Annotated in this window: 17 protein-coding genes, 1 other RNA gene and 1 pseudogene; 7 read left to right on the top strand and 12 right to left on the bottom strand. The window is 54.9% G+C overall.

Annotated elements, in window-relative coordinates:
* Positions 1 to 38: 38 nt before the first annotated feature.
* The 3 genes from JUK32_RS13055 to JUK32_RS13045 all read left to right on the top strand — a co-directional run bounded on the left by JUK32_RS13055 (position 39) and on the right by JUK32_RS13045 (position 2,366).
* A complete protein-coding gene (locus JUK32_RS13055; RefSeq protein ID WP_204139294.1) occupies positions 39 to 398 on the top strand; it encodes a hypothetical protein in 360 nt (119 codons plus the stop codon).
* A 172-nt stretch (positions 399 to 570) separates the two neighbouring features.
* Positions 571 to 963: a hypothetical protein gene (locus JUK32_RS13050; protein WP_204139293.1), complete on the top strand. Its 393-nt coding sequence runs from the start codon at positions 571 to 573 to the stop codon at positions 961 to 963.
* Positions 964 to 1,250: 287 nt separating this feature from the next.
* Entirely contained in the window at positions 1,251 to 2,366 is a 1,116-nt protein-coding gene (locus JUK32_RS13045) for an acyl-CoA desaturase (RefSeq protein WP_204139292.1), read from the top strand.
* Between the two features lie 308 nt (positions 2,367 to 2,674).
* Here the strand turns inward: JUK32_RS13045 and JUK32_RS13040 are convergent, their stop codons facing one another.
* A complete protein-coding gene (locus JUK32_RS13040; RefSeq protein ID WP_204139291.1) occupies positions 2,675 to 4,387 on the bottom strand; it encodes an iron ABC transporter permease in 1,713 nt (570 codons plus the stop codon).
* Position 4,388: 1 nt separating this feature from the next.
* Entirely contained in the window at positions 4,389 to 5,183 is a 795-nt protein-coding gene (locus tag JUK32_RS13035; protein ID WP_204139290.1) for a hypothetical protein, read from the bottom strand.
* 244 nt (positions 5,184 to 5,427) lie between these two features.
* Here JUK32_RS13035 and rnpB point away from each other — a divergent pair.
* Positions 5,428 to 5,797, top strand: an RNA gene (gene rnpB / locus JUK32_RS13030) — RNase P RNA component class A.
* Positions 5,798 to 6,068: 271 nt separating this feature from the next.
* Here rnpB and JUK32_RS13025 read toward each other — a convergent pair.
* Entirely contained in the window at positions 6,069 to 7,217 is a 1,149-nt protein-coding gene (locus tag JUK32_RS13025) for a VWD domain-containing protein (RefSeq protein WP_204139289.1), read from the bottom strand.
* Between the two features lie 373 nt (positions 7,218 to 7,590).
* Here JUK32_RS13025 and JUK32_RS13020 point away from each other — a divergent pair, with 373 nt between their 5' ends.
* Positions 7,591 to 7,878 (top strand): hypothetical protein, encoded by a 288-nt coding sequence (locus tag JUK32_RS13020; RefSeq protein ID WP_204139288.1) that lies wholly within the window; start codon positions 7,591 to 7,593, stop codon positions 7,876 to 7,878.
* Between the two features lie 96 nt (positions 7,879 to 7,974).
* Positions 7,975 to 8,544: a general stress protein gene (locus JUK32_RS13015; RefSeq protein WP_204139287.1), complete on the top strand. Its 570-nt coding sequence runs from the start codon at positions 7,975 to 7,977 to the stop codon at positions 8,542 to 8,544.
* Positions 8,545 to 8,682: 138 nt separating this feature from the next.
* On the opposite strand, the pseudogene JUK32_RS28715 reads toward JUK32_RS13015, so the two are convergent.
* Positions 8,683 to 8,775 (bottom strand): annotated as a pseudogene (locus tag JUK32_RS28715) (hypothetical protein); the annotation flags it as partial.
* Between the two features lie 344 nt (positions 8,776 to 9,119).
* Between JUK32_RS28715 and JUK32_RS13010 the strand changes: the two are divergent.
* Complete coding sequence (locus JUK32_RS13010) at positions 9,120 to 10,316, top strand: bifunctional 2-polyprenyl-6-hydroxyphenol methylase/3-demethylubiquinol 3-O-methyltransferase UbiG (RefSeq protein ID WP_204139286.1); 1,197 nt, start codon at positions 9,120 to 9,122, stop codon at positions 10,314 to 10,316.
* Between the two features lie 10 nt (positions 10,317 to 10,326).
* Here JUK32_RS13010 and JUK32_RS13005 read toward each other — a convergent pair whose 3' ends face one another.
* The 8 genes from JUK32_RS13005 to JUK32_RS12970 form a co-directional block, all read right to left on the bottom strand.
* Positions 10,327 to 10,965 (bottom strand): HEAT repeat domain-containing protein, encoded by a 639-nt coding sequence (locus JUK32_RS13005; protein WP_204139285.1) that lies wholly within the window; start codon positions 10,963 to 10,965, stop codon positions 10,327 to 10,329.
* Positions 10,966 to 11,079: 114 nt separating this feature from the next.
* On the bottom strand, positions 11,080 to 11,898 hold the full coding sequence (locus tag JUK32_RS13000; protein WP_204139284.1) for a HEAT repeat domain-containing protein: 819 nt from the start codon (positions 11,896 to 11,898) through the stop codon (positions 11,080 to 11,082).
* Positions 11,899 to 12,082: 184 nt separating this feature from the next.
* Positions 12,083 to 12,319, bottom strand: coding sequence for a phycobilisome linker polypeptide (locus tag JUK32_RS12995; RefSeq protein ID WP_204139283.1), 237 nt, complete (start codon positions 12,317 to 12,319; stop codon positions 12,083 to 12,085).
* Between the two features lie 151 nt (positions 12,320 to 12,470).
* Positions 12,471 to 13,340 carry a phycobilisome linker polypeptide gene (locus JUK32_RS12990; protein ID WP_204139282.1) on the bottom strand — a complete coding sequence of 290 codons (870 nt, stop codon included), beginning with the start codon at positions 13,338 to 13,340 and terminating at the stop codon, positions 12,471 to 12,473.
* Between the two features lie 114 nt (positions 13,341 to 13,454).
* The gene (locus tag JUK32_RS12985; protein WP_204139281.1) at positions 13,455 to 14,279 is read right to left on the bottom strand and encodes a phycobilisome linker polypeptide; all 825 of its coding nucleotides are present in this window, start codon (positions 14,277 to 14,279) and stop codon (positions 13,455 to 13,457) included.
* A 105-nt stretch (positions 14,280 to 14,384) separates the two neighbouring features.
* The gene (gene cpcA / locus JUK32_RS12980; protein ID WP_204139280.1) at positions 14,385 to 14,873 is read right to left on the bottom strand and encodes a phycocyanin subunit alpha; all 489 of its coding nucleotides are present in this window, start codon (positions 14,871 to 14,873) and stop codon (positions 14,385 to 14,387) included.
* Positions 14,874 to 14,957: 84 nt separating this feature from the next.
* Positions 14,958 to 15,476 carry a phycocyanin subunit beta gene (locus JUK32_RS12975; RefSeq protein WP_204139279.1) on the bottom strand — a complete coding sequence of 173 codons (519 nt, stop codon included), beginning with the start codon at positions 15,474 to 15,476 and terminating at the stop codon, positions 14,958 to 14,960.
* Between the two features lie 637 nt (positions 15,477 to 16,113).
* Entirely contained in the window at positions 16,114 to 19,290 is a 3,177-nt protein-coding gene (locus JUK32_RS12970; RefSeq protein ID WP_204139278.1) for a TIR domain-containing protein, read from the bottom strand.
* Positions 19,291 to 19,416 lie beyond the last annotated feature (126 nt).

The raw sequence follows: 19,416 nt of genomic DNA, 5'->3' as shown, positions 1-19,416 counted from the left end.
ACCGCATTGCACCGCTGGTGTTGTAGGAGTGAACCATGATGTTTTCGATGAAACAAATTCTGACAGGCTTGGTCGCTGGCTCTTTGCTGGCCTTTGGTGGCGGTATCGTCATGGGCCACGCCTCGGCTCAAACTGCTGATGCTGAAGCGTTTGGCAGCGTCGGTACGGATGATAACGGCGCAGATCTCTTTGGCGACTCCTCCAGTCCCTACGACCTCATTCTCGATGCCATGGCCGCCCCTAGCATGAACGCCCAAGAGTTTTTTGAGTACCAAAATCGGGTGTTGGGCGATGAGGCCCAAGACTTTTTGCAGCGTCGACAAGAGGCGTTGCAGCAGCAGGGGGGAACGACGCCTGAAGCCACTGAAGAAATCACCGTGGACGAAGAAGGCATTTAGCCCACAGAACTCCGATAAAGCTTTTGCAGAAAAGGGACTGGTTCACCCAGTCCCTTTTTGAATGTGGTCTGATTTCGCCGTTGTTGAATGAATGTCGGTCATCGCCTGAAGCATCTCCGCTGTGGCCAACCAATTGGTAAGGTAACTAAGGAAAACCGGAACCGCGATCGCGATGAAGTCGCTCAAACAAAACTTGCGTGGGGGTCTGCTCGTTGGCGTCGGCTATATGCTGTCGCCCCTGTCCTGGTGGAATGATGTGTTTTTTAATCTGCCGATCGCGATCGTGGTCGGCTATGCGATTAGCTGGCTGCACCCCAGTTGGTTTGTGCCCGGTACGCTCGCGGGCTATTGGCTATCGAACGTTTTGGGAATGGTCATGATGCAGTTTGGCGCCACGGATATCTTCTTGGCCGACGAGCGGCGGCATCCTCAACGAGATTTGCTGATTGGGTTTGGGAGTTCGACGCTGTATACCGTTATCGTCACTGCCCTGGTGTATTGGCACGTTTTAGAGATTCCCGATTTTTTACTTGCGCTAGAGCCTGAGGGATTAGCGGGAAAGTAACATTTCGACTGAGGACAGTGACTGGCTGGGTGATACCAATTTGGTTTTGGAATACCACACATCGGAATTGGGAGCAGAGTCCCGATAGGTAATGTCTAACTGGCGATAGCCAGATTTTCATCTGTGGCATTTCAAAACTGAAACCGGATGATATGCACTCGAGCGTAAGCTTCTAAAACAGATCAATGCCATGTTGTGACGTCGCGTTTGCTTAAATAATTTAGGGAGAAGAGATGCTTGGACGCTGACTCAAGATATCAATAGTTGAGAGCTAGGTACAGTAAAAGATGCAAGTCGATAAATCTCATCAGTCTGTGGTTCTTGGAGAAGAGGTTGCAAAAAAAATAAAGTTTACTAAGAATAGTGGGTTTCAGACGGAATTAAGACGAAGGGTTGACGATTTTTTTCAAAATCCAGATCGCAAGGTGCGGGATTGTCCGCAAATGTATGCAAAAACCATTATCTTGTTGCTGAGTTTTTTCGGGTTATATGCTCTATTAGTTTGGGTTGCTCAGACCTGGTGGCAGGTCATTCCTTTGTGCATCATGCTTGGTGCCGTTACAGCAAGCATTGGTTTTGGGATTCAACATGATGGTGCCCATCACGCCTATTCTGATGTGCGATGGGTGAATCAGCTCATGGCAATGAGTTTAGATCTGATTGGCGGTAGTTCTTATATTTGGCATTGGAAGCACAATTTCTTCCATCATACCTATACCAACATTGCTGATCATGACATGGATCTGAATGTGGGGATTTTTGGGCGACTTGCTCCTTCTCATTCGCACTTCGCCTTCCACCGTTGGCAACACTATTATTTGTGGTTGCTGTATGGATTGTTAGCGATTAAGTGGCATTTCTATGACGATTTTTATTCTCTGATCTCGGGCAAAATTGGCGATCGCCGCTATCCACGTCCTAAATCCAGCAATCTAGCCATATTTTTGGGCGGTAAACTAGTATTCTTCGTGCTTGCCTTTGCGATTCCATTATCCGTTCACACGCTATGGCAAGTTTTAGCCAGCTATGGATTAGTCGCTATTACCTTAGGGCTAGTGCTGAGCGTAGTATTTCAACTAGCGCATGTGGTCGAAGCCGCCGATTTTCCATCACCAATTGTCGAGTTGAATCTCATTGAGAAAGAGTGGGCAGTGCATCAGATCGAAACAACAGTAAACTTCTCTCGAAATAACCATGTAATGACATGGCTTCTGGGTGGTTTGAATTTTCAGGTCGAGCACCATTTATTTCCTAATATCTGCCATGTCAACTATCCTGAAATTTCTAAAGTCGTGGAGCAGACTTGTCGAGAATATGGAGTGAGATATAACCAGCATCGTTCTTTTCGGTCAGGATTATTATCTCATTATCGTTGGTTACGAAAAATGGGAATGACTGCTTAGATTTTTGAGCCTTTATCAAGGATGCTGATCGATAATGCGCCAATTCAAATTTGAAGTGCAACAGATACTGATGATGCTGGGGAAAGTACTTCGTGAGGTAGGGCTATTTCATCCCAATTTAGTTTTGAAATGTCCCACATCAGAGCTGATATTCTTTGAAGCTTGTTGGGCTATGTACTGCCATAAGCCGAATGTGCATACGGGACATGGCAAGCCTAAAACCGTATGAGTCGTGAATGAGGTGTTGGAAACTTTATGGCGAACAAGGCCCATGGCAAAGTTATGGAATGCCCTGGTAAACGAACCCGCTAGTCTGCATCCGTATAGCGGCGACTTCGGGTGATGCGGTAGCTGAGCAAAATCACCGGCACGATGCCGACCACGAGAATGGCGAGAGCCGGAGCGGCCGCATCCACCAACCGCTCGTCCGAGGCGTATTGAAATACTCGCACTGCCAGCGTGTCGAAGTTGAACGGGCGAATCACCATGGTGGCGGGCAGTTCTTTCATCACATCTACAAACACCAGCACCGCTGCCGTGAGCAAACTGCCGCTGAGCAACGGGGCGTGTATCTGGGTCAAGGTTTGCGTGGGGGTGTTGCCCAGACAGCGGGAGGCGTCGTCCAGGGTCGGGCGAATTTTCGTGAGTCCAGCTTGTACGGTGCTGATGGCGATCGCCAAAAATCTGACCAAATAAGCAAACACCAGCGCCGCCACCGTGCCGCTCAACAGCAGGCCAGTGGAAATCCCTAACCACTGGTCTGCCAGGTGGGCAATGGCGTTATCTAACCGACCGACGGGCACAAGAATGCCGACGGCAATCACCGCCCCCGGTACGGCATAGCCTAAAGCTGCCACCTGCACCCCAAACCGCACGCCTGGTCCCGGTTGCAGCCGGGCTCCATAAGCCAAAATCAAGGCCAGCACAATGCCTAACCCGGCCGTCACCCCCGCCAAAACCAGACTGTGACTGGCCAGTTCCAAAAATTCGCGATTGAGCGATTTCTGCCAATTCGTGAGGGTCATCCATGCCAGCAGGGCAGCGGGCAGCAGCAGCCCCAGGGCAATGGGCAGCGTACAGGTCAACATTGCCGCGATCGCCCGCACTCCCCTCAGTTGAAACTGCGACACACTGGACTGACTGCCTGACCCTTGGTAATACCGGGCCTGTCGCCGCGAAAACCGTTCCAACACGATCAGGACGGCAATGAAGAGCAGCAACACACTGGCGAGTTGGGTAGCCGCGAGTCGTTCTCCCATGCCAAACCAGGTGCGATAGATGCCCGTGGTAAAGGTGGGTACGCTGAAATATTCCACGGTGCCAAAGTCGTTCAAGGTTTCCATCAGCGCGAGGGCCGTCCCGGCCGCGATCGCCGGACGAGCCAACGGCAGCGCCACCGTACGGAAGCTCCGCCAGGGATTGCACCCGAGTGAGCGACTGGCTTCCAGCGTGCACAGTGACTGTTCCTGAAAGGCTACCCGCGCCAACATGTAAACGTAGGGATACAGCACCAGGCTGAACAGGACGATCGCCCCTGGCAGCGATCGCACATTGGGAAACCAATAATCATTGGCGCTTTCCCAACCAAACAAGGTTCGCAACCCCATTTGCACCGGGCCGTAATACTCCAAAAAATCGGTGTACGTATAGGCCAGCAGATAGGAGGGGGCGGCCAGCGGCAACAACAGCGCCCATTCAAAAATGCGGCTGCCCGGAAAACGACACATGGTCACTAACCAGGCGGTACTGACGCCCAATATCAGCACGCCAAGGCCCACGCCTACCATCAGCCCTAGGGAATTGAAGATGTAGCTCGGCAGCACTGTGGACGCGAGGTGCTGCCAGACTTCGCCCGTAGACTCTTCACCCGCATAGAGGGCGCTAAACAGGACAGAGAGCAGCGGCGTCGAAATCAATAGCGCAATCAGCAAAACCCCCAGCGACCACCCCGATACCCGCAGTGATGACCGGGGTCGCTGAGCAGACCGTCCCCGCATTTTAGGAATCGTCAGATCAGCCATATCACACCGCTTGACGAGGATCTGCCACCTGCGCCGCGAGGGACTTTAACTGGTCAAGGGTCATAATTTCTGGACTCATGACATAAATCGCGGAGCCAATCTCTGCGCCCTGAAACACGAGCAAAAATTGCTTCGCCGCCCCGTCACCGGGCGGGGTCAGTTCGTACACATTGCGCCCGGTATCTTCAAGGTCATCCCGCAGATCGACCCCGTAACCTTGGTTTTCCAACCCAGCAATGAGCGAATCCGCGACCTCACGATAGGTCCCGACCCCCGTCACTTGGCGGCATTCCCCCAGGCCCAAACAGCCACTCGTAGCTCCCTCAAAATGGGGAAATTGCTCACCATAACTCAACAAAGGACCGTCATGGGTGGGTGGGGCAAAGGCTGGAGTGTTATCCCCGTCCGCTACGGGTAGGTCTTCGATCGCGGGTGGATCAATCGGTTGCGGGGGCAAGTTAGCCGCCGTTGGGGGCGGCGCGACGGGCTCCACGATGACATCTGTTGGCAACAAGGGGGCAGGCGCGGGGGATGCTGCTCGCTGAGACGGGGGCGAAGGCGCTGCCTCGGTCGTTGATTCCGGCGGCGGTGGGGGAGGTTCGGACTGTGGCAACATCACCACGTCAATCTCGTCATGTGGGGCTGATTCGTCCGGCCCGGTGCCTGTCGCCACCGATTCTGTGGCTTGGGGTTGGGGCATTGGCACCCAGAAGATGGCGCTATGGGCGATCGCGGAAAGCGCAACGACTGTGGCGGAAATGACGACCGATCGCTTGGCCTGAAAAGGGAAAACCAACTGCACTAACCTGATATGCTCCAAGGCTTAGGACCCTCGGCCACCTCAGACAACCGAGACAGCTGAGAGTAATTCTTCTATGGAATCATAGCCTTAATGGCAGTCACTTGCAATAAACCGATCGGAAATCCCGGCCCCCGTGACAGACTATTGCGACAACGGGCTCGCCGGCGAAAATTGCTGACAGTGTCTCCTAAGTCCGGCTTTCTGAACGCTGAGATTGCTTCTAGACTAAGGATAGGGAAGAGCTAGCGAGGCGATTACGGGTTGGCATGGCTGGCCCGAGGAAAGTCCGGGCTCCCGAAAGACCAGACTTGCTGGGTAACGCCCAGTGCGGGTGACCGTGAGGATAGTGCCACAGAAACATACCGCCGATGGAGCGATCGCTCACAGGTAAGGGTGCAAAGGTGCGGTAAGAGCGCACCAGCAGCATCGAGAGGTGCTGGCTCGGTAAACCCCGGTCGGGAGCAAGGTCGCAGAGACAAGGGTTGGTCTTTTTCCTGTCTCGCTGTAGGTGTACCGCAAGAGGCGGTTGGTAACAGCCGTCCCAGATAGATAATCGCCCTCTCAGCTCGTCTGAGAGAACAGAACCCGGCTTATGTCTGACTCTTCCCGATTATTGCTGTCATGCCCTTGTTTTGCCCCCAATCGCCCCTAGCCATAGCGCTGGGGAATTTTCAAGGGATAGGGGGACGGGGCCTGGTAAGTGGACAGGCACCATTATTCGTAGACGGGTTTCGACTCCGCTCAACCCTCAACGGTTGACCTTGCAGGCAACCTAGCTGATTGAGCGGAGTCGAAAGCAGCGATTGGTTCGCCGTTAATTGGGCGCAGCGACTTCAATGTGGATGCTGCGCCAGCCCCGTCGAGCGCGGCTAGCTTCTTCTAGAACGGGAATCTGGGGATCGGCAGACTGTCCAGCACTTCATCAATGACGCGATCGGTGAGCTCTTGTACCACCGCGTTGGCGATCGCATTCGCCGCCGCATTGGCAAAGCTGTTGTCACCCGTTGCCGCCACATCAAAAACGCAACCATCCAACAACGCCTCATCGACTCCGGCGTCTTGGCAGGTCGTTAACGCCGCGTCAATCCGGGCCGGGGCCACGCCATTCAACGTCACCAATTGGCGGGGGAAGGCGGTATCGGTGAAATCAGCGGTGGACTGTCCCAAAGGATAATCAAACAGCGACTCGGACGGCTGGATGCGCCAACTATCGCCAAACTGTCGGTACAGCATGTCAAAATAGCTATCTTCGATCGTGCGAACGGGGATCACTGCCGGGAGCGCTCGGTCAATCACATTGGTCGCCAAACTATAGGTGGACTGAGCGGGCACAATGGAGCCACCGCGGCCCATTAAATCATCGTCAGTCGAGCCATTGAAATTACCCAATAGGCCCTCCCAGTCAGCGGGTTGAGCGCGGCGCAAGGTCGGCATGATATTGAGAAAGGTGTCTCCCCCGGCGCGAATGGAGCGAATGATGACTTGGTCGCCGCTGGGCCAAATAATCGCGTAATTATCACCCCCGTTGCGCTGAATTTCACCGCCCCCGGGTAGCGGCAAAGCGTCCACTTCAAAGGGGCTGGGAATGCCGTCAATCCACACGGGTGTGGAGCCGCCATTGGGAATATCCTGAGCGTAGATCGCGACCCGATGACCACACACGCGCATGGCGACCGCCGAATTTAACGAAACGCCACTTCGACCCGCCACGGCTTTCTGCCGGGCTTGCACTTCAAAGCCCGCATCCTCGGCTTGGGTCAAGATGAATTCGCCCACCAGCTGAAAGCTGTAGTGCAGCCCATCGTAGGTATTGATGTGTGGGTCGCCGTAGCTGCGCCCCTGCACCGGCTCGGATAGCGGCTCGGTATCGGCAACGCAGAAGGCCGAATCACTCCCCGGATTGCGGTTACTGTCTTGCGCACTCGCCGACCCCAGGGACAGGCTCACCACGCTGAAACCAGTTGCGAGCAGTAACCCCAGCCAGCGCAGCGATCGCCCGTAGCGGAGCAGGGAGGGAAAGTTAAGCATGGTTGATAACCTCATGGCACGGTAAAGCGTCAGTTTGCTTCAGGTATCAGTCTACAAATCAGCCACCGGGCATTCCGGAAGCGGCTCCAGGGTTTTCAGCATAGTTCCCGGCCCCTGCACTCATCCTGGCGCGCTGCCGTCGCGCCGAGAAATCAGGCGTTTTTTCGAGTTCTCAGGAGATTAATCATCGGGCTGATCGGGACTTTTCCACGGGGGCTAACAGCCGTCGCATAACGGAGACTGGGATGAATTTCTTTTATCCCGGCAATCAGCATCCCCCCAGGTTCCTAACACGAAAAAATGACTGCCTCTCCCTCCGCCATCGCCCCGTCGATTCTCACCCTCACCGCCCCATATCTCCATCCACGCCTCCATGACCGCCCTCGATCGCAAGCTCATCCGCGACCTCCTGCGTCTGCGGGGCCAGGTGGTGGCGATGCTGAGTGCGTACGATTCTTTCAAACTGACCCAGCAGAGCTATGACGAGCAGTACCGCTTTGCGGATGTATTTGTGCAGCTCCAGCGGGCACCGGAACATTTGCGCGATCGCAACCAAGCCATTCCGGGGATGCAGCAGGTGCAGATGCAGATGCTGCGAGACGTGATTATTGATGTCCCTGGGCTGCCAGAACCGGCAACGGGAGGCCTGACGTCCCGATAGTTGCGGGCGCGATCGCTCAGAATCCTTTGTTAGAGGGATGCGGAAAAATACCTAATCAATGAGATTGAAAAGGATGAATTAAATATATCAATGCCCATGAAAGGTCACGAATCAATTCAACATGCAGTCGGCGTTTTTGCCTCTAAAGCCCAGTTAGAAGCTGCCATCGACGCCTTACAGGCCAATAGCTTTCCGCTACAGCAAATGTCTGTCGTAGCCAAGCAAGATCAAGAAAACGATGCCCCTATGTCAGGCGTTCAGGTTCAAGAAACAGTTGGCAATAAGTCAGGTGCTGCCGCTCGCACTGGGGCCGCAGTCGGCGGAGTGGGCGGGGCTGTGCTCGGGGCTCTAGAGGCGTTAGGCGTCGCGACGACGGCGTTAGCTTTATTGCCTGGGGCTGGTCAAGTCTTGCTGTTTGGCACAGTGGCTGCTAATGCCCTTGCCACCGCAGTCATCGGCGGGGTTGCTGGCGCAGCGGGCGGTGGCCTGATTGGTGGCTTAGCCGGCTGGGGAGTGCCGGAAAAACAAGCCAAACTCTACCAAGATCGGGTTACCGATGGTCAGTTTTTGCTGATGTTAGAAGGCACTCAAACACAAGTGGAAAAGGCTACTAACGTTTTAAATCCGCTCAATATTCAAGAGTGGAACGTTTACCAGATGCAGTAGCCGACTATCAGATGAGGCGCGACCAGCTAGCTGATAAGACCATCATCAACTATCAGTAGTCTTGGCGATCGCGTCTTAATAGTTCATCGTCATTTGCAGCACCGTCGATGGCCCGCCCGCTGCGTGATATTTATTCGCCTAGGCACGAATATTATCGTCCAGCTCTGCGGTCTCAGCCAGCAATTGTTCGGGCAGAATGTCGAGTTCTTTGAGCATGCGCACGACATCACCTTCCTGTTCGGCCTACTCCCGCATTGTCCGAAAATAGTGTAGCCGTATCGTCCAGCATGATCGCAGAAGTGACCATTGGCCTTACAGCAGGTGATACCGAGATTGCTTATCCCGAATCGGTCGATGGGGGCGATCGCGTCCAGCCCCGTTAATGACACCGCTCCCAACCGGCAGCGCGAAACCGCAGTTGCCCCCGCCAGAGTAACGCCTGAAGCTTTGTAAACTGACGGTATCAGTCGTCACCGTCTGATAAATTTGTCAGGGGCTGCCACGCCGGGCGAGCGGGGCGAAAACCCGCGACATCCTTCCAGGCCACAGGCCACGTCACCAGGAATTGCCAATCCATGTCAGACTCCCAGCAAATCAGTGCCGCCGTTGCCAAACTCTACGACACCTACCCTTTCCCGCCAGAACCGCTGTTAGACGAACCGCCCCCCGGCTACAACTGGCGCTGGAACTGGCTCACGGCCTATGCGTTTTGCACCGGACAAAAACCGCCCCGCGAAGACGTGCGCATTCTGGATGCGGGTTGCGGCACGGGCGTCGGTACGGAATATTTGGTGCATCTCAACCCCGAGGCGGCGGTGACGGGCATCGATCTGAGTGCCGGAGCGCTAGCCGTCGCGAAAGAACGCTGCCAAAAATCGGGAGCCACGCGGGCCGAGTTCCATCACCTGAGCTTGTTTGATGCGGAGCAACTAGCGGGAGAATTTGACCTGATCAACTGCGTCGGGGTGCTGCACCACACGCCCGATCCCGTCGGCGGCATTCAGGCATTAGCGAAAAAGCTGGCTCCCGGTGGTTTGCTCCATGTATTTGTCTATGGGGAGTTGGGCCGCTGGGAGATCAAGCTAATGCAGGAGGCGATCGCGCTGCTGCAAGGCGATCGCCAAGGCGACTATACCGATGGGGTGGCGATCGGTCGCCAGATTTTCGCCAACTTACCGGAAAATAATCGCCTCCGCCAGCGGGAGCAAGAGCGGTGGTCGTTGGAAAATCAGCGGGATGAATGCTTTGCCGATATGTACGTTCATCCTCAGGAAATCGACTACAACATCAATACTGTGTTTGATCTGATTGATGCGTCTGGCTTGGAGTTTGTGGGCTTGTCGAACCCCCAGGCCTGGGATCTGAGTCGCCTGGTCGGCAGTGCCCCGGAGCTGATGGAACGGGCGCAGGGATTGAGCGATCGCGAGCGGTATCGGCTGATCGAACTGCTCGACCCCGGTAATGTCACCCACTACGAATTCTTTTTGGCGCGGCCCCCGTTACTCAAACAAACTTGGCAAGACGACGCCACCTTGCTGAAGGCCATTCCTGAGCCGAGCCCCTGTTTGGAAAGTTGGCAACACAGTCCCCAATTTTTCAACCAGGACTACCAGCTGGTGACGCTGGAGCAAGCTCCCTGGGAGTTTCTCGTGGCCTCGGGTAAAGCCGCTGGCCAACAAACGGTCGAGGATATTTTGGCGACGGTAGACTGCACATTAGATGATGTGCGATCGCTGCAACGACAGCAGTACCTCCTGCTCACACCGGGGTGATGGCCTCACGTCACTGCGGCATCAACGCCATTTGGGCACGAGCCCGCACCACAACTTCGGCATCGTCACGGCTGCAACTAGCCAGTCGGTCTCTGACATTCTCCACCGCTGCATCCGGCTGAGGCCGCACTGCTAGCAGACCGGAGAGCCCCACGATCGCGGCATAACGCACCACCCATTCTGGATCGTTCAAAGCACCTAGCAACGTGTCGATCGCTAAGGTCTGTGCCGGGATTCGACGCTCATCGGGTAACCCGTCCCAATCAATGCCGCCCAGCCCCTTAGCGGCAGCTCGCCGCACACTGAGGGCAAAATCCCCCCGCGCTGTTTCGATCAACACGTCAAGGGCACGGGGATCACCAATCATTGACAAGGCTCGGATGGCCCAGGCTCTGGCTCCGTAGTTATACCCGTCTAGCTGCTCTAGCAAAGCCGGAACGGCAGCTTGACCCAAGGCGACTAAGCCATCCACTGCCGCCACTGCCGCCCCCGGATTATTGAACCCGAGGACAGTGATCAGCGTCGTCACGGCTGCTGGCGATTGGGCTGCCGCCAGCGATCGCACCGCCCCAATCAATGCAGTGGCAGAGTCAGCCGTGTCAACAGCATCAATTAAAGATTGAACGTTCGCGGAATCGGTCACAAGCATGGGGATGATGAGTGGAGAATGGAAAGGGTAGAGCTGAGGGTGCAGCCGTTAACGATCTGGAATTTTCTGGATATGCCAGGAGGCGCTCCCCCGACGGCGGCGGCAGACCTCAAATTAAAGCAATCCGTCCATGAGCTGCATCACTTCAATCGCGCGGGGTGTCAGCTCCGGCGGAGTCGCCTGATCTGAGGGTAGATGATTATCCATGAGTCCCTTCATGGCAATCAGTTTCAAGCTATTTTCCGTCAGGGCGGCGGCGATCGCTTCCGCCGCGGGCAAATAGCCAATGGCCCCCAAATCCATCAGGGCCGAGCGGCGTAATTGCAGGCTGTGGCCTTGCAACGTCGTGATCAAACGATCGGCATACTGAGTATTGCCGGTGAGTTGATAGAGGGCCCGGGCCGCCGCATTTTTGACGGTGGCAAAATCATGCTCAACGAAAGGTGCAATTAAAGAGACAGCATCTGTGACCTGCAACATGCCCAGCGCCTCAATGATGGCGGCATACGGTTGGGTGAGATGCGGCTTGCCCGGCACCTGAGTCGCGACTTCAATTCCCCCGGCTAGTAGCGCTAATAGCTGCGGCGCACATTGCACGTCGCCCAGTTCGGCCAAGGCTTGGGCCGCCGCCTCGCGCACATAATAATCGTCGCTGCCGAGGCAACGGGTCAAGGCTGGCACCACACGGGGGTTACCCAATTTACCCAGGGCGCGGGCAGCGTTGCGCCGTAGCGGATAGCCCCCATCGGGCGAGCGACTGTCAGTATCTTCGAGGGCGGCTTCTAATGCTTGAATCACGATGGGCTCACTGACGCGAAAGCGTCCGAGCCACCAAGCTGCGTAATATCGCAAGCTGGGGTCAGCGGTTTGCTGCAGGTTGGCGATCGCCTCTTCTTTAGTCAGCGATTCGCTTGTGATTTCAATATCCGTCATCAGAGAAAAAGGCAGTTAAAGACAAAATAAAGAGACGCCCTTATGGAATTCAAAGAATCCGAGAAAACGGTGTTTGTACACTGGTTTTTCGGCTCCCTAGATCCCCATAATGGCGTCTCAAAAATAAGATTGAGAACCCCAAAGGGTGAGTTAGTAAAGATTGGTGTAGGTCACCAACCGTTACCTATTCGCCAGTTAATGGCTTGATGCTGACAATTTCACCACCCATACGAGTGATGCGCTGCATCTCTTGGTTCATGCGGCTGTAGGGCACTTTGATGAAAGTGCTGCCGCTCTGACGAATGGGATAGCCATTCTTGTCAGTTTCTTGATTTTGGCGCATGCCTGTCACTTCGTACAAAAACATGCGCCCCTTAGATGGGGAAGCGGTCGCAGTCCCGAAGGCATGTTGACCCATCATGTCGAGATATCTCCTACGCAATAAAACAGCATCTCCACTGTAAGTTAAGGAGTTCGCTGCAAGCTGTTCTTCTCAGTACTAAACAGTGGAATTAAGTCACAAATCAGGGCGGACATAGCCCACCCTGATTTTCAGGGTAACCGGCAATCAACTACCGGCTAGCGGCGGTCACGCTCGACACCCGACCCCCCATGCGGTTGATCTGCTGGAGTTTGCTAGAGAGCTGCTCGTAGGGCACCAAGAAAGCTGTGTTGGTGCGGCGGATGCGGGGATACCCTGGCCCGGCCATGCCCACAACTTCGACGCGATACATTTTGCTATCTTGACCGCCAAAGGGAGTCGTGCCGCCCAAGGCTTGCTTGGGGGTAACGCTGCCTTTACGGGTGGTAGAAGACCCGACCGAACTGGGCGGCTTGATCGAAGAGGATTGGTTGCGGCCCAACTCTTCGGCGAGCTTTGATAAACCGCCACCCATTTGGGCGCGATCGCTCGTGGCGTAACCACGATACAGCTGGAACATGCGCGTAAAGCCCTTGCTCTGCTGCCCCGCCTGATAGACGAAGCTGCGGTAATAGGGCACCACATTTTCGCCAAAGTTAGCCGCATATTCTTCGCTATCGATGAAGGAATCGACATCGGCGTCGTAGCCTTCGTTCTCATAGCGATCGAGGTGCTCAATCACTTCCAACTCGTTGTAAGGAGCGCGGCCCAGCAAATGCTTAAACTGCAGCTCAATCACGCGCGTTTGAAAGCTGTTATGAAAAAACTTGGTTTTATACAAGTCAGACTTAGCGACGGCCCGCACAAATTCGCGCACCGAAATATAACCATTGCGCAACAATGACTCAGCACTGGTTAGGCGCTCAGACTTCATGAGATAGTCATTGCCGAGCAAGTGACGATAAACTGCCCGGATGACAAATTCGGCGTCATCATCAGACCAGTTAGAGCGTAATTCAACCCTTCCCGTTTCCTCAAAAGGAACGGTTCCCAAGCGGGATGCTGCCGTAGTAATCGGCATAGGATTCATCCTCCATAAACAACAGGATACGCAAACTGACCCGGAAGAGCGATAAGACCTTTCCGTAAAAAGTCTCAGGCTCCGCCGAGGCAGTTTGCCGATTTGAGTGCTGGTTTAAGCCTCGGTAACGCTTGTTACCCGACCACCGGCACGGTTGATTTGCTGGAGCTTACGAGACAGCTGCTCGTAAGGCACCAGATATTCGGTATTGCTGCGACGCACTCGGGGCAGTTGGCCAGGGGCCGCTGCTTGAGCCGTGCGCACACGGTAGAGCTTCTCTCGGCTGCCGCCGCCGGTACCCACAAGTGCAACACCTGTGCTACCGTCTGACACGGGGGATGAAGAGTTTCTGGCGATCTCTTGTACCAGACGAGCCCGCACTCCCGCTTGTTGAGAGCGATCGCTCGTCGCATATCCCCGATACAACTTAAAGAATCGAGTGAAGCCAACCGTTTTTTGACTCCGCTGAGTCAAATAGCCACGGCTAGAGGGCACAGTGTGTTCACCAAAGTTTTCTGCATATTCGGCAGAATCAATGTAAGAATTGATTTCTGCTTCATAGCCTTGACTGTGGTAAATCGCCCCGTGGGCCTGAATTTCATCCTGCCCGTAGGGTGCCCGCCCTAGCAAATGCTTAAAGTTCAACTCAATAAAGCGATTTTGCGGCCCCGAAGCAAAAAACTTTTCGCGATACAGATCAGACAATGCCAATGCCCGCACAAAGTCGCGCACTGAAATGTCACCCTGTCGCAATAACGATTCTGCACTCACGAGCCGCTCATTCGCCATGATGTACTGGTTGCCAAACACCTGACGATACGCAGCCCAAATGACTGCATCAATATCAGTTGTCTTCGTCCAGTTTTGTCGTAGCTCTACCTTTTGGTTCTCCTCAAAGGGAGACACTCCCAGACGTCCTGCCGCAGTTGTGACTGCCATTGGCCGTTCTCCTTAGGCAATTCAGATACAACAATGCCCAGACAGGCAAACAACTGCTAACAATGCGCTAACAACTGTCTGCCCCTCCGGGCAATTTAGGGCAACCTAGCTGAGAGCGTTGATTGCGTAGTCGAGGTAGGAGTTAGCGATTACAGCAGGGTCACCACTCAAACCGTGGCTCGCCTTGATGTTGCCGAGCGCTTCCACGTACCAGCTGGGGGACAATTCAAACGTGCTGTTGATTTCATCCAAACCCGCGATGAGGTACTCATCCATGGGGCCAGTACCACCAGAGATGCAGCAATAGGTGACCATGCGCAGGTAGTAGCCGATGTCACGAGCACACTTGTCCTTACCACGCTGATCAGCAGCGTAGTTGGGGCCTTGCATTTGGGTGGTGTAAGGGAATTTGTTGTAAACCGCTTGAGCTGCACCAGAAACTAAGGAATCAGCCTTGGCAGTCAAGGTCTTAGCAGCTTCTAAACCAGAAGCAGCTTTGTCCAAGCGGCCAAAAGCAGACTGCATTTCAGTGTTGCTCAAAAAGCGGCCCTGGGAATCAGCAGCAGCAACTGCTTCAGTCAGAGGAGTTTTCATTGGAACTATCTCCTAAAAGATGTACAAGTTTGGTCTTGGTAATTTGAGAAAAGTCGTGCGCTAAGCACAGAAAACGGCCTAAGACTAGGCAACCGCAGCAGCAGCGAGGTCGAAGTAGCTGCCGATTTCGGAAACGAGGCTGGAGCAATCACCTTGGGTGATGTTCGCAGGATCGTTCACGATCGCAATGGCAGAAGCCTTCATCTTCTCAACGCCAGCGGCAACGGAAGCACCGGGAACACCCAGAGCAACGTAGGTCTCACGCAAACCATTCAAGCAGCGATCGTTCAGCACGGAAGAGTCGCCGGTGAACACCGCGTAGGTGATGTAGCGCAAGATGATTTCCATGTCGCGCAAGCAAGCAGCCATGCGGCGGTTGGTGTAAGCGTTGCCACCAGGAGCGATCAACTGAGGCTGCTCAGCAAACAAAGCCCGAGCGGCATCAGAGACGATCTTGGAAGCGCTGCTGGTGATCCGGTTAACGGAGTCCAGACGCTTGTTGCCATCAGCAACTGTTTTCTGGAGCGCATCGATCTGATCCATGGACAGGAAGTCGCCACGAGCGTCAGCTTGGGAAACAACCTTGGAATAAACGTCAAACATTAGACTCAGTCTCCTAAATAGATGAGTTTGGTTTGTTCTTTCTTGACTGGAATCGCCAGTTAGTCAGCTCACGCTGCCTAAAAGCGTATATGAGAGGATCTTAAAGAGAGGCAACAGTCGACTCTTATTTTCTTGACATTTCTTCAACCTTTGACACAAAGACTGCTTTGCAGCAAAGAGGAGAAAAATCGATGTAACAAGAGAGACAGTCCTTTGGAATTAAATGCTTGCTATAACCGAGAGCGTTATTTGCAAGTCATTGCAGCTCCTGAATTAAGCCCTCCAGAATTTTATACACTGCTCTCGGGGCAACACAATTTACGAGTTGTTAAGCTTGATACAGTTTGCAACACTCCCGAAAAGTATTGGCTTCAGTGGATTTTCGGGTTTTTCGAGAGTTGTCGGTCACAAATAAATGAGTCTTCGTTACATAAGTCAATAAAACGCGACGACATAAAAATGCCTGGGCCGGTTTTGGCGCTGAGTTCTTCGCAATTTTGATCGGCGCGGGGCGATCGCAACAGGCCAGATCGCCCCGCGCCTCGCTTCCCCCGTCCCTCATGCCCAGGGGAGAACCGGTGATCATGAGGATTGAGGGCAGGTTTTTAGCCGTTCAGCGCGATCGCTCAGACAGAGTTCAGGGTGTGTCTGTGACGGTTGTCGCCGTACCGACTGCTGTATCGGCCTCTGGTGCCTGGCAGAGCGTCTGCAGCGTCGGGTCATCTTGGCGGTTGTGGGCGAGGTAATCCGCTAGCCAGTCACAGCTACTCGCTAGCGAGGTGGCAATATCTTCAATGCCATCACGTTCCCAAATCAGGCCCCGGCCATCACTGCTGGCGGACACCACATAGCCCTCTTTGGGGTCGACTGCGACTGCGTTCACGCCTTGGGTATGCCCGGAAAGGGTCGAGACGGTTCGACCCTCTAGGTCCCAAATGCGAATGGAGTTGTCGTTGCTCGCGGTAACAATGTTTTGGCCACTGGGGGTAAATGCCACCGATAACACTCCATCCCTATGGCCCTGCAGGGTGGTCAACGGTTCGCCCGTACTGGCCTGCCAAAGCCGTACTGAATTGTCGTAACTGGCGGTGGCGATCAGGGCTCCATCCGGACTGAACTGAGCATCGAGCACCCACCCTTGGTGGCCGGCTAAAATTTGCGGCTTGGCCTGGTCGATGTCGGCAACGGGCCAGATTTTCGCCAGGTGATCCCAGCCGCTGGTCACAATTTGTTGCCCATCGGGACTAAAGGCGACGCCAAAGGCTCCATCTCGGTGAGCTTCTTCGATGGTGGTCACTAAGCGGCCATCGGGTCGCCACAAGCGGAGAGTGTGGTCTTCGCCGACGGAAGCCACGAGCTCACCATCGGGGCTAAAGGCGACATTGTTGACGGCTCCCACGTGCCCTGTCAGGACTTGAGCGGTCGGGGTGTTGGACTGGACATCTTGCCAGAGGCGCACGGTGCCATCGGCCCCCGCAGAGGCTACGAGTTCACCATCGGGGCTAAAGGCCACCGCATTGACGGCTCTGTCGTGGCCGGTTAGCGTGTTGAGGGGCGTGCCCGATTCCTGCCAGAGACGCACCGTGCCATCGCGCCCGCCCGTGACAATCAGGTCTTCGGTCGGGGCGATCGCCACACTATTAACGGAGTCTTGATGACCCAGCAGCAGGTGCAGGTTATCGCGCTGTAAATCCCATAATCGAATGGCGTGATCGCCGCCAGAGGTGGCGATCATCAAGCCATCAGGGCTAATGGCGAGCGCCGCAATCAAGCCCGTGTGGCCGACGAGGTTAGCCGATGCCGTACCGTCTAGCTGCCACAGGCGAATGACCTTATCGTCACCTACGGTGATTAGCTGTTCGCCATCGGGGGTGAACTGCACGTTGTAGATGGCACCGTTGTGGGCGGGGAATGTGCGGATCAGGGACTGATCGGCGAGATTGTGTAGCCTGACCTGGCGATCGTCCCCGACGGCTGCTAGGGTGGCCCCATCGGGACTCAAGGCCAGGGCAATCAGCGCCTCAGAGGAACTGGAGAACTGGCTAATCAAGACTCCGGTAGCGTCCCAAACGTAGATATTGCCTTGTTCGTCGCCGGCGATAATTTGGTCGTCAGCCGTCCACAAGAGCGCCTGAAAGCCCCCGATATCGCCCTCTAGGGTGGCTACTAAGTCGCCCTCTGTGGACCAAACTTTGACGGTGGCATCTTCGCTGGCAGTGGCGATTTGGGTGCCTGATGGCGCAAAGGCGACGGCTCGGGTGGGCTGTTGGTGGGCCTGCCAGGTGCCCTGTAGGATGCCATTCGAACTCCATAAGTGTATCGAGCCGTCATCATCAACCGCCACGAGGCGATCGCCATCGGCCGAAAAAGCGACATCCAGCAAGGGGGAGCCGTCACATTCCAGCACGTTTAAGAGCTGGCCATCGAGTCCCCACAGGCGAATGTCGCCATCGGCACTGACCGAAGCTAGTTTTTGCTCATCGGGGCTAAAGGCGACCTGCCAAACGGTGCCGGTATGTCCCTCTAAACGATTGCGCTCTTGAATCCAGAACAGCGACTGCTGGAGCGCACTGAGCACTTGCGATCGCAGCTCAGGCGTCTGCCATTCGGGCTCTAAAGATTGGAAGAGCTGTCCCGCTTGGGTCGCCGACAAGAGGGCGTCAAACCGTTGGTCGGACAGGAATAACGCCTGCGCCGACTGGTTCAGGGCTCGGAGTTGAGCTTGCTCAGCCCGCTTTTGGGCGCTTTGGGCCTGCCGCGATAGACCCCAACTAGTGATGCCCATCGCCACGGCCAAAACCGAAATTGCCGTGACGAGTTGCAACCACCGCTGTTGCCCTGCCATCGCCGCCTTTTGGCGTCTCAGTTCGAGATCCCTGACAGCGGCTTCGACTTCGCCACTGGCGATAACATATTGATGGTGCAGGGCAGTGGGACGCGGTTCCTGATCTTTGCCTTGGGCGAGGTAGTGGTTGGCGCGATCGAGATCGGCTCCCCGCAGCAGATAGCTACCATCCTGGCCGTTGCGATCCCATTCCAGTGCCCGAACGAGAAGGCGTGTATGGGTGCGAACGTAGTCTAAATCTTGGTCTAGGGCTTCTAATAGGTTTTTGAATCCTTGTTGAAAGTCGTCTTGAGCGCGTAAGAAAATCCAGTTGAGGCGGGCCAGTTCGGGATGTACCTGATCCGGTTGCACATCCTGGCAGATGACGGGCACCAGGCGTTTGTTGTGCTTCAGAGCTTCTTCTATTTCCTGGCCACACACCTTAGAGGACACAGAGTCAGGACTCAGCACAAAGACGAAGGTATCGGCTAATTCAATGCCCAGTTGAATTTCCTGCCACCAGTCCACCGCGACGGGAATATTTTCCCAATCGACCCAGACTTCGCGTTTGGTGGCCTCCAACGCGCCGTGCAGTTCTTGCACAAATTCCTTGTTGCGCCGCGAGTAAGAGATGAAGACATTCGCCTGCTTAGTGTCTTGATCCAATACCTGCCAGACATCCGTCGGCATTTGTCGGCCCGACTTCGGCGCTAGCTTGACGCGATAAAGAGTAGCGCCTTGACGGTTGATCGTTTTAAGTAATCCCTGCTGGATCAGGTTATCCAGGCTCGATTGCACTTGCGGCAGCGGTTGATTGATCTTCTGGGCAATGGTTTCAGCATTCGCTTCATAATGACGCAGCAACCAATTCACTAGCGATTGCTGTTCGGATGGCATGGTTAAAATATCTGCCACCTTGAGCCCTGGCAGGCGCGACTGCCGCTTCCTCGGTTCACCTTTGAGTAGCGCGTCTAACGCATCATCTGGCATGGGCACTCCTGATTGCTGAGGCCACGGACCACGATCCCAATCTGGCCCATGGCGGGAACTCCTTGCCTCCTATCATATCGAAGGAAATTTGCCCGACTGGGTGGCTCTGACTGAACCGTGGGCAAA

Origin of the sequence: Halomicronema sp. CCY15110 (assembly GCF_016888165.1) — a bacterium.
In the GTDB taxonomy this organism is placed as follows: domain Bacteria; phylum Cyanobacteriota; class Cyanobacteriia; order Phormidesmidales; family Phormidesmidaceae; genus Halomicronema.
Note: the sequence above shows the minus strand (reverse complement) of the source record. Positions and strands in the feature narration are given on the sequence as shown.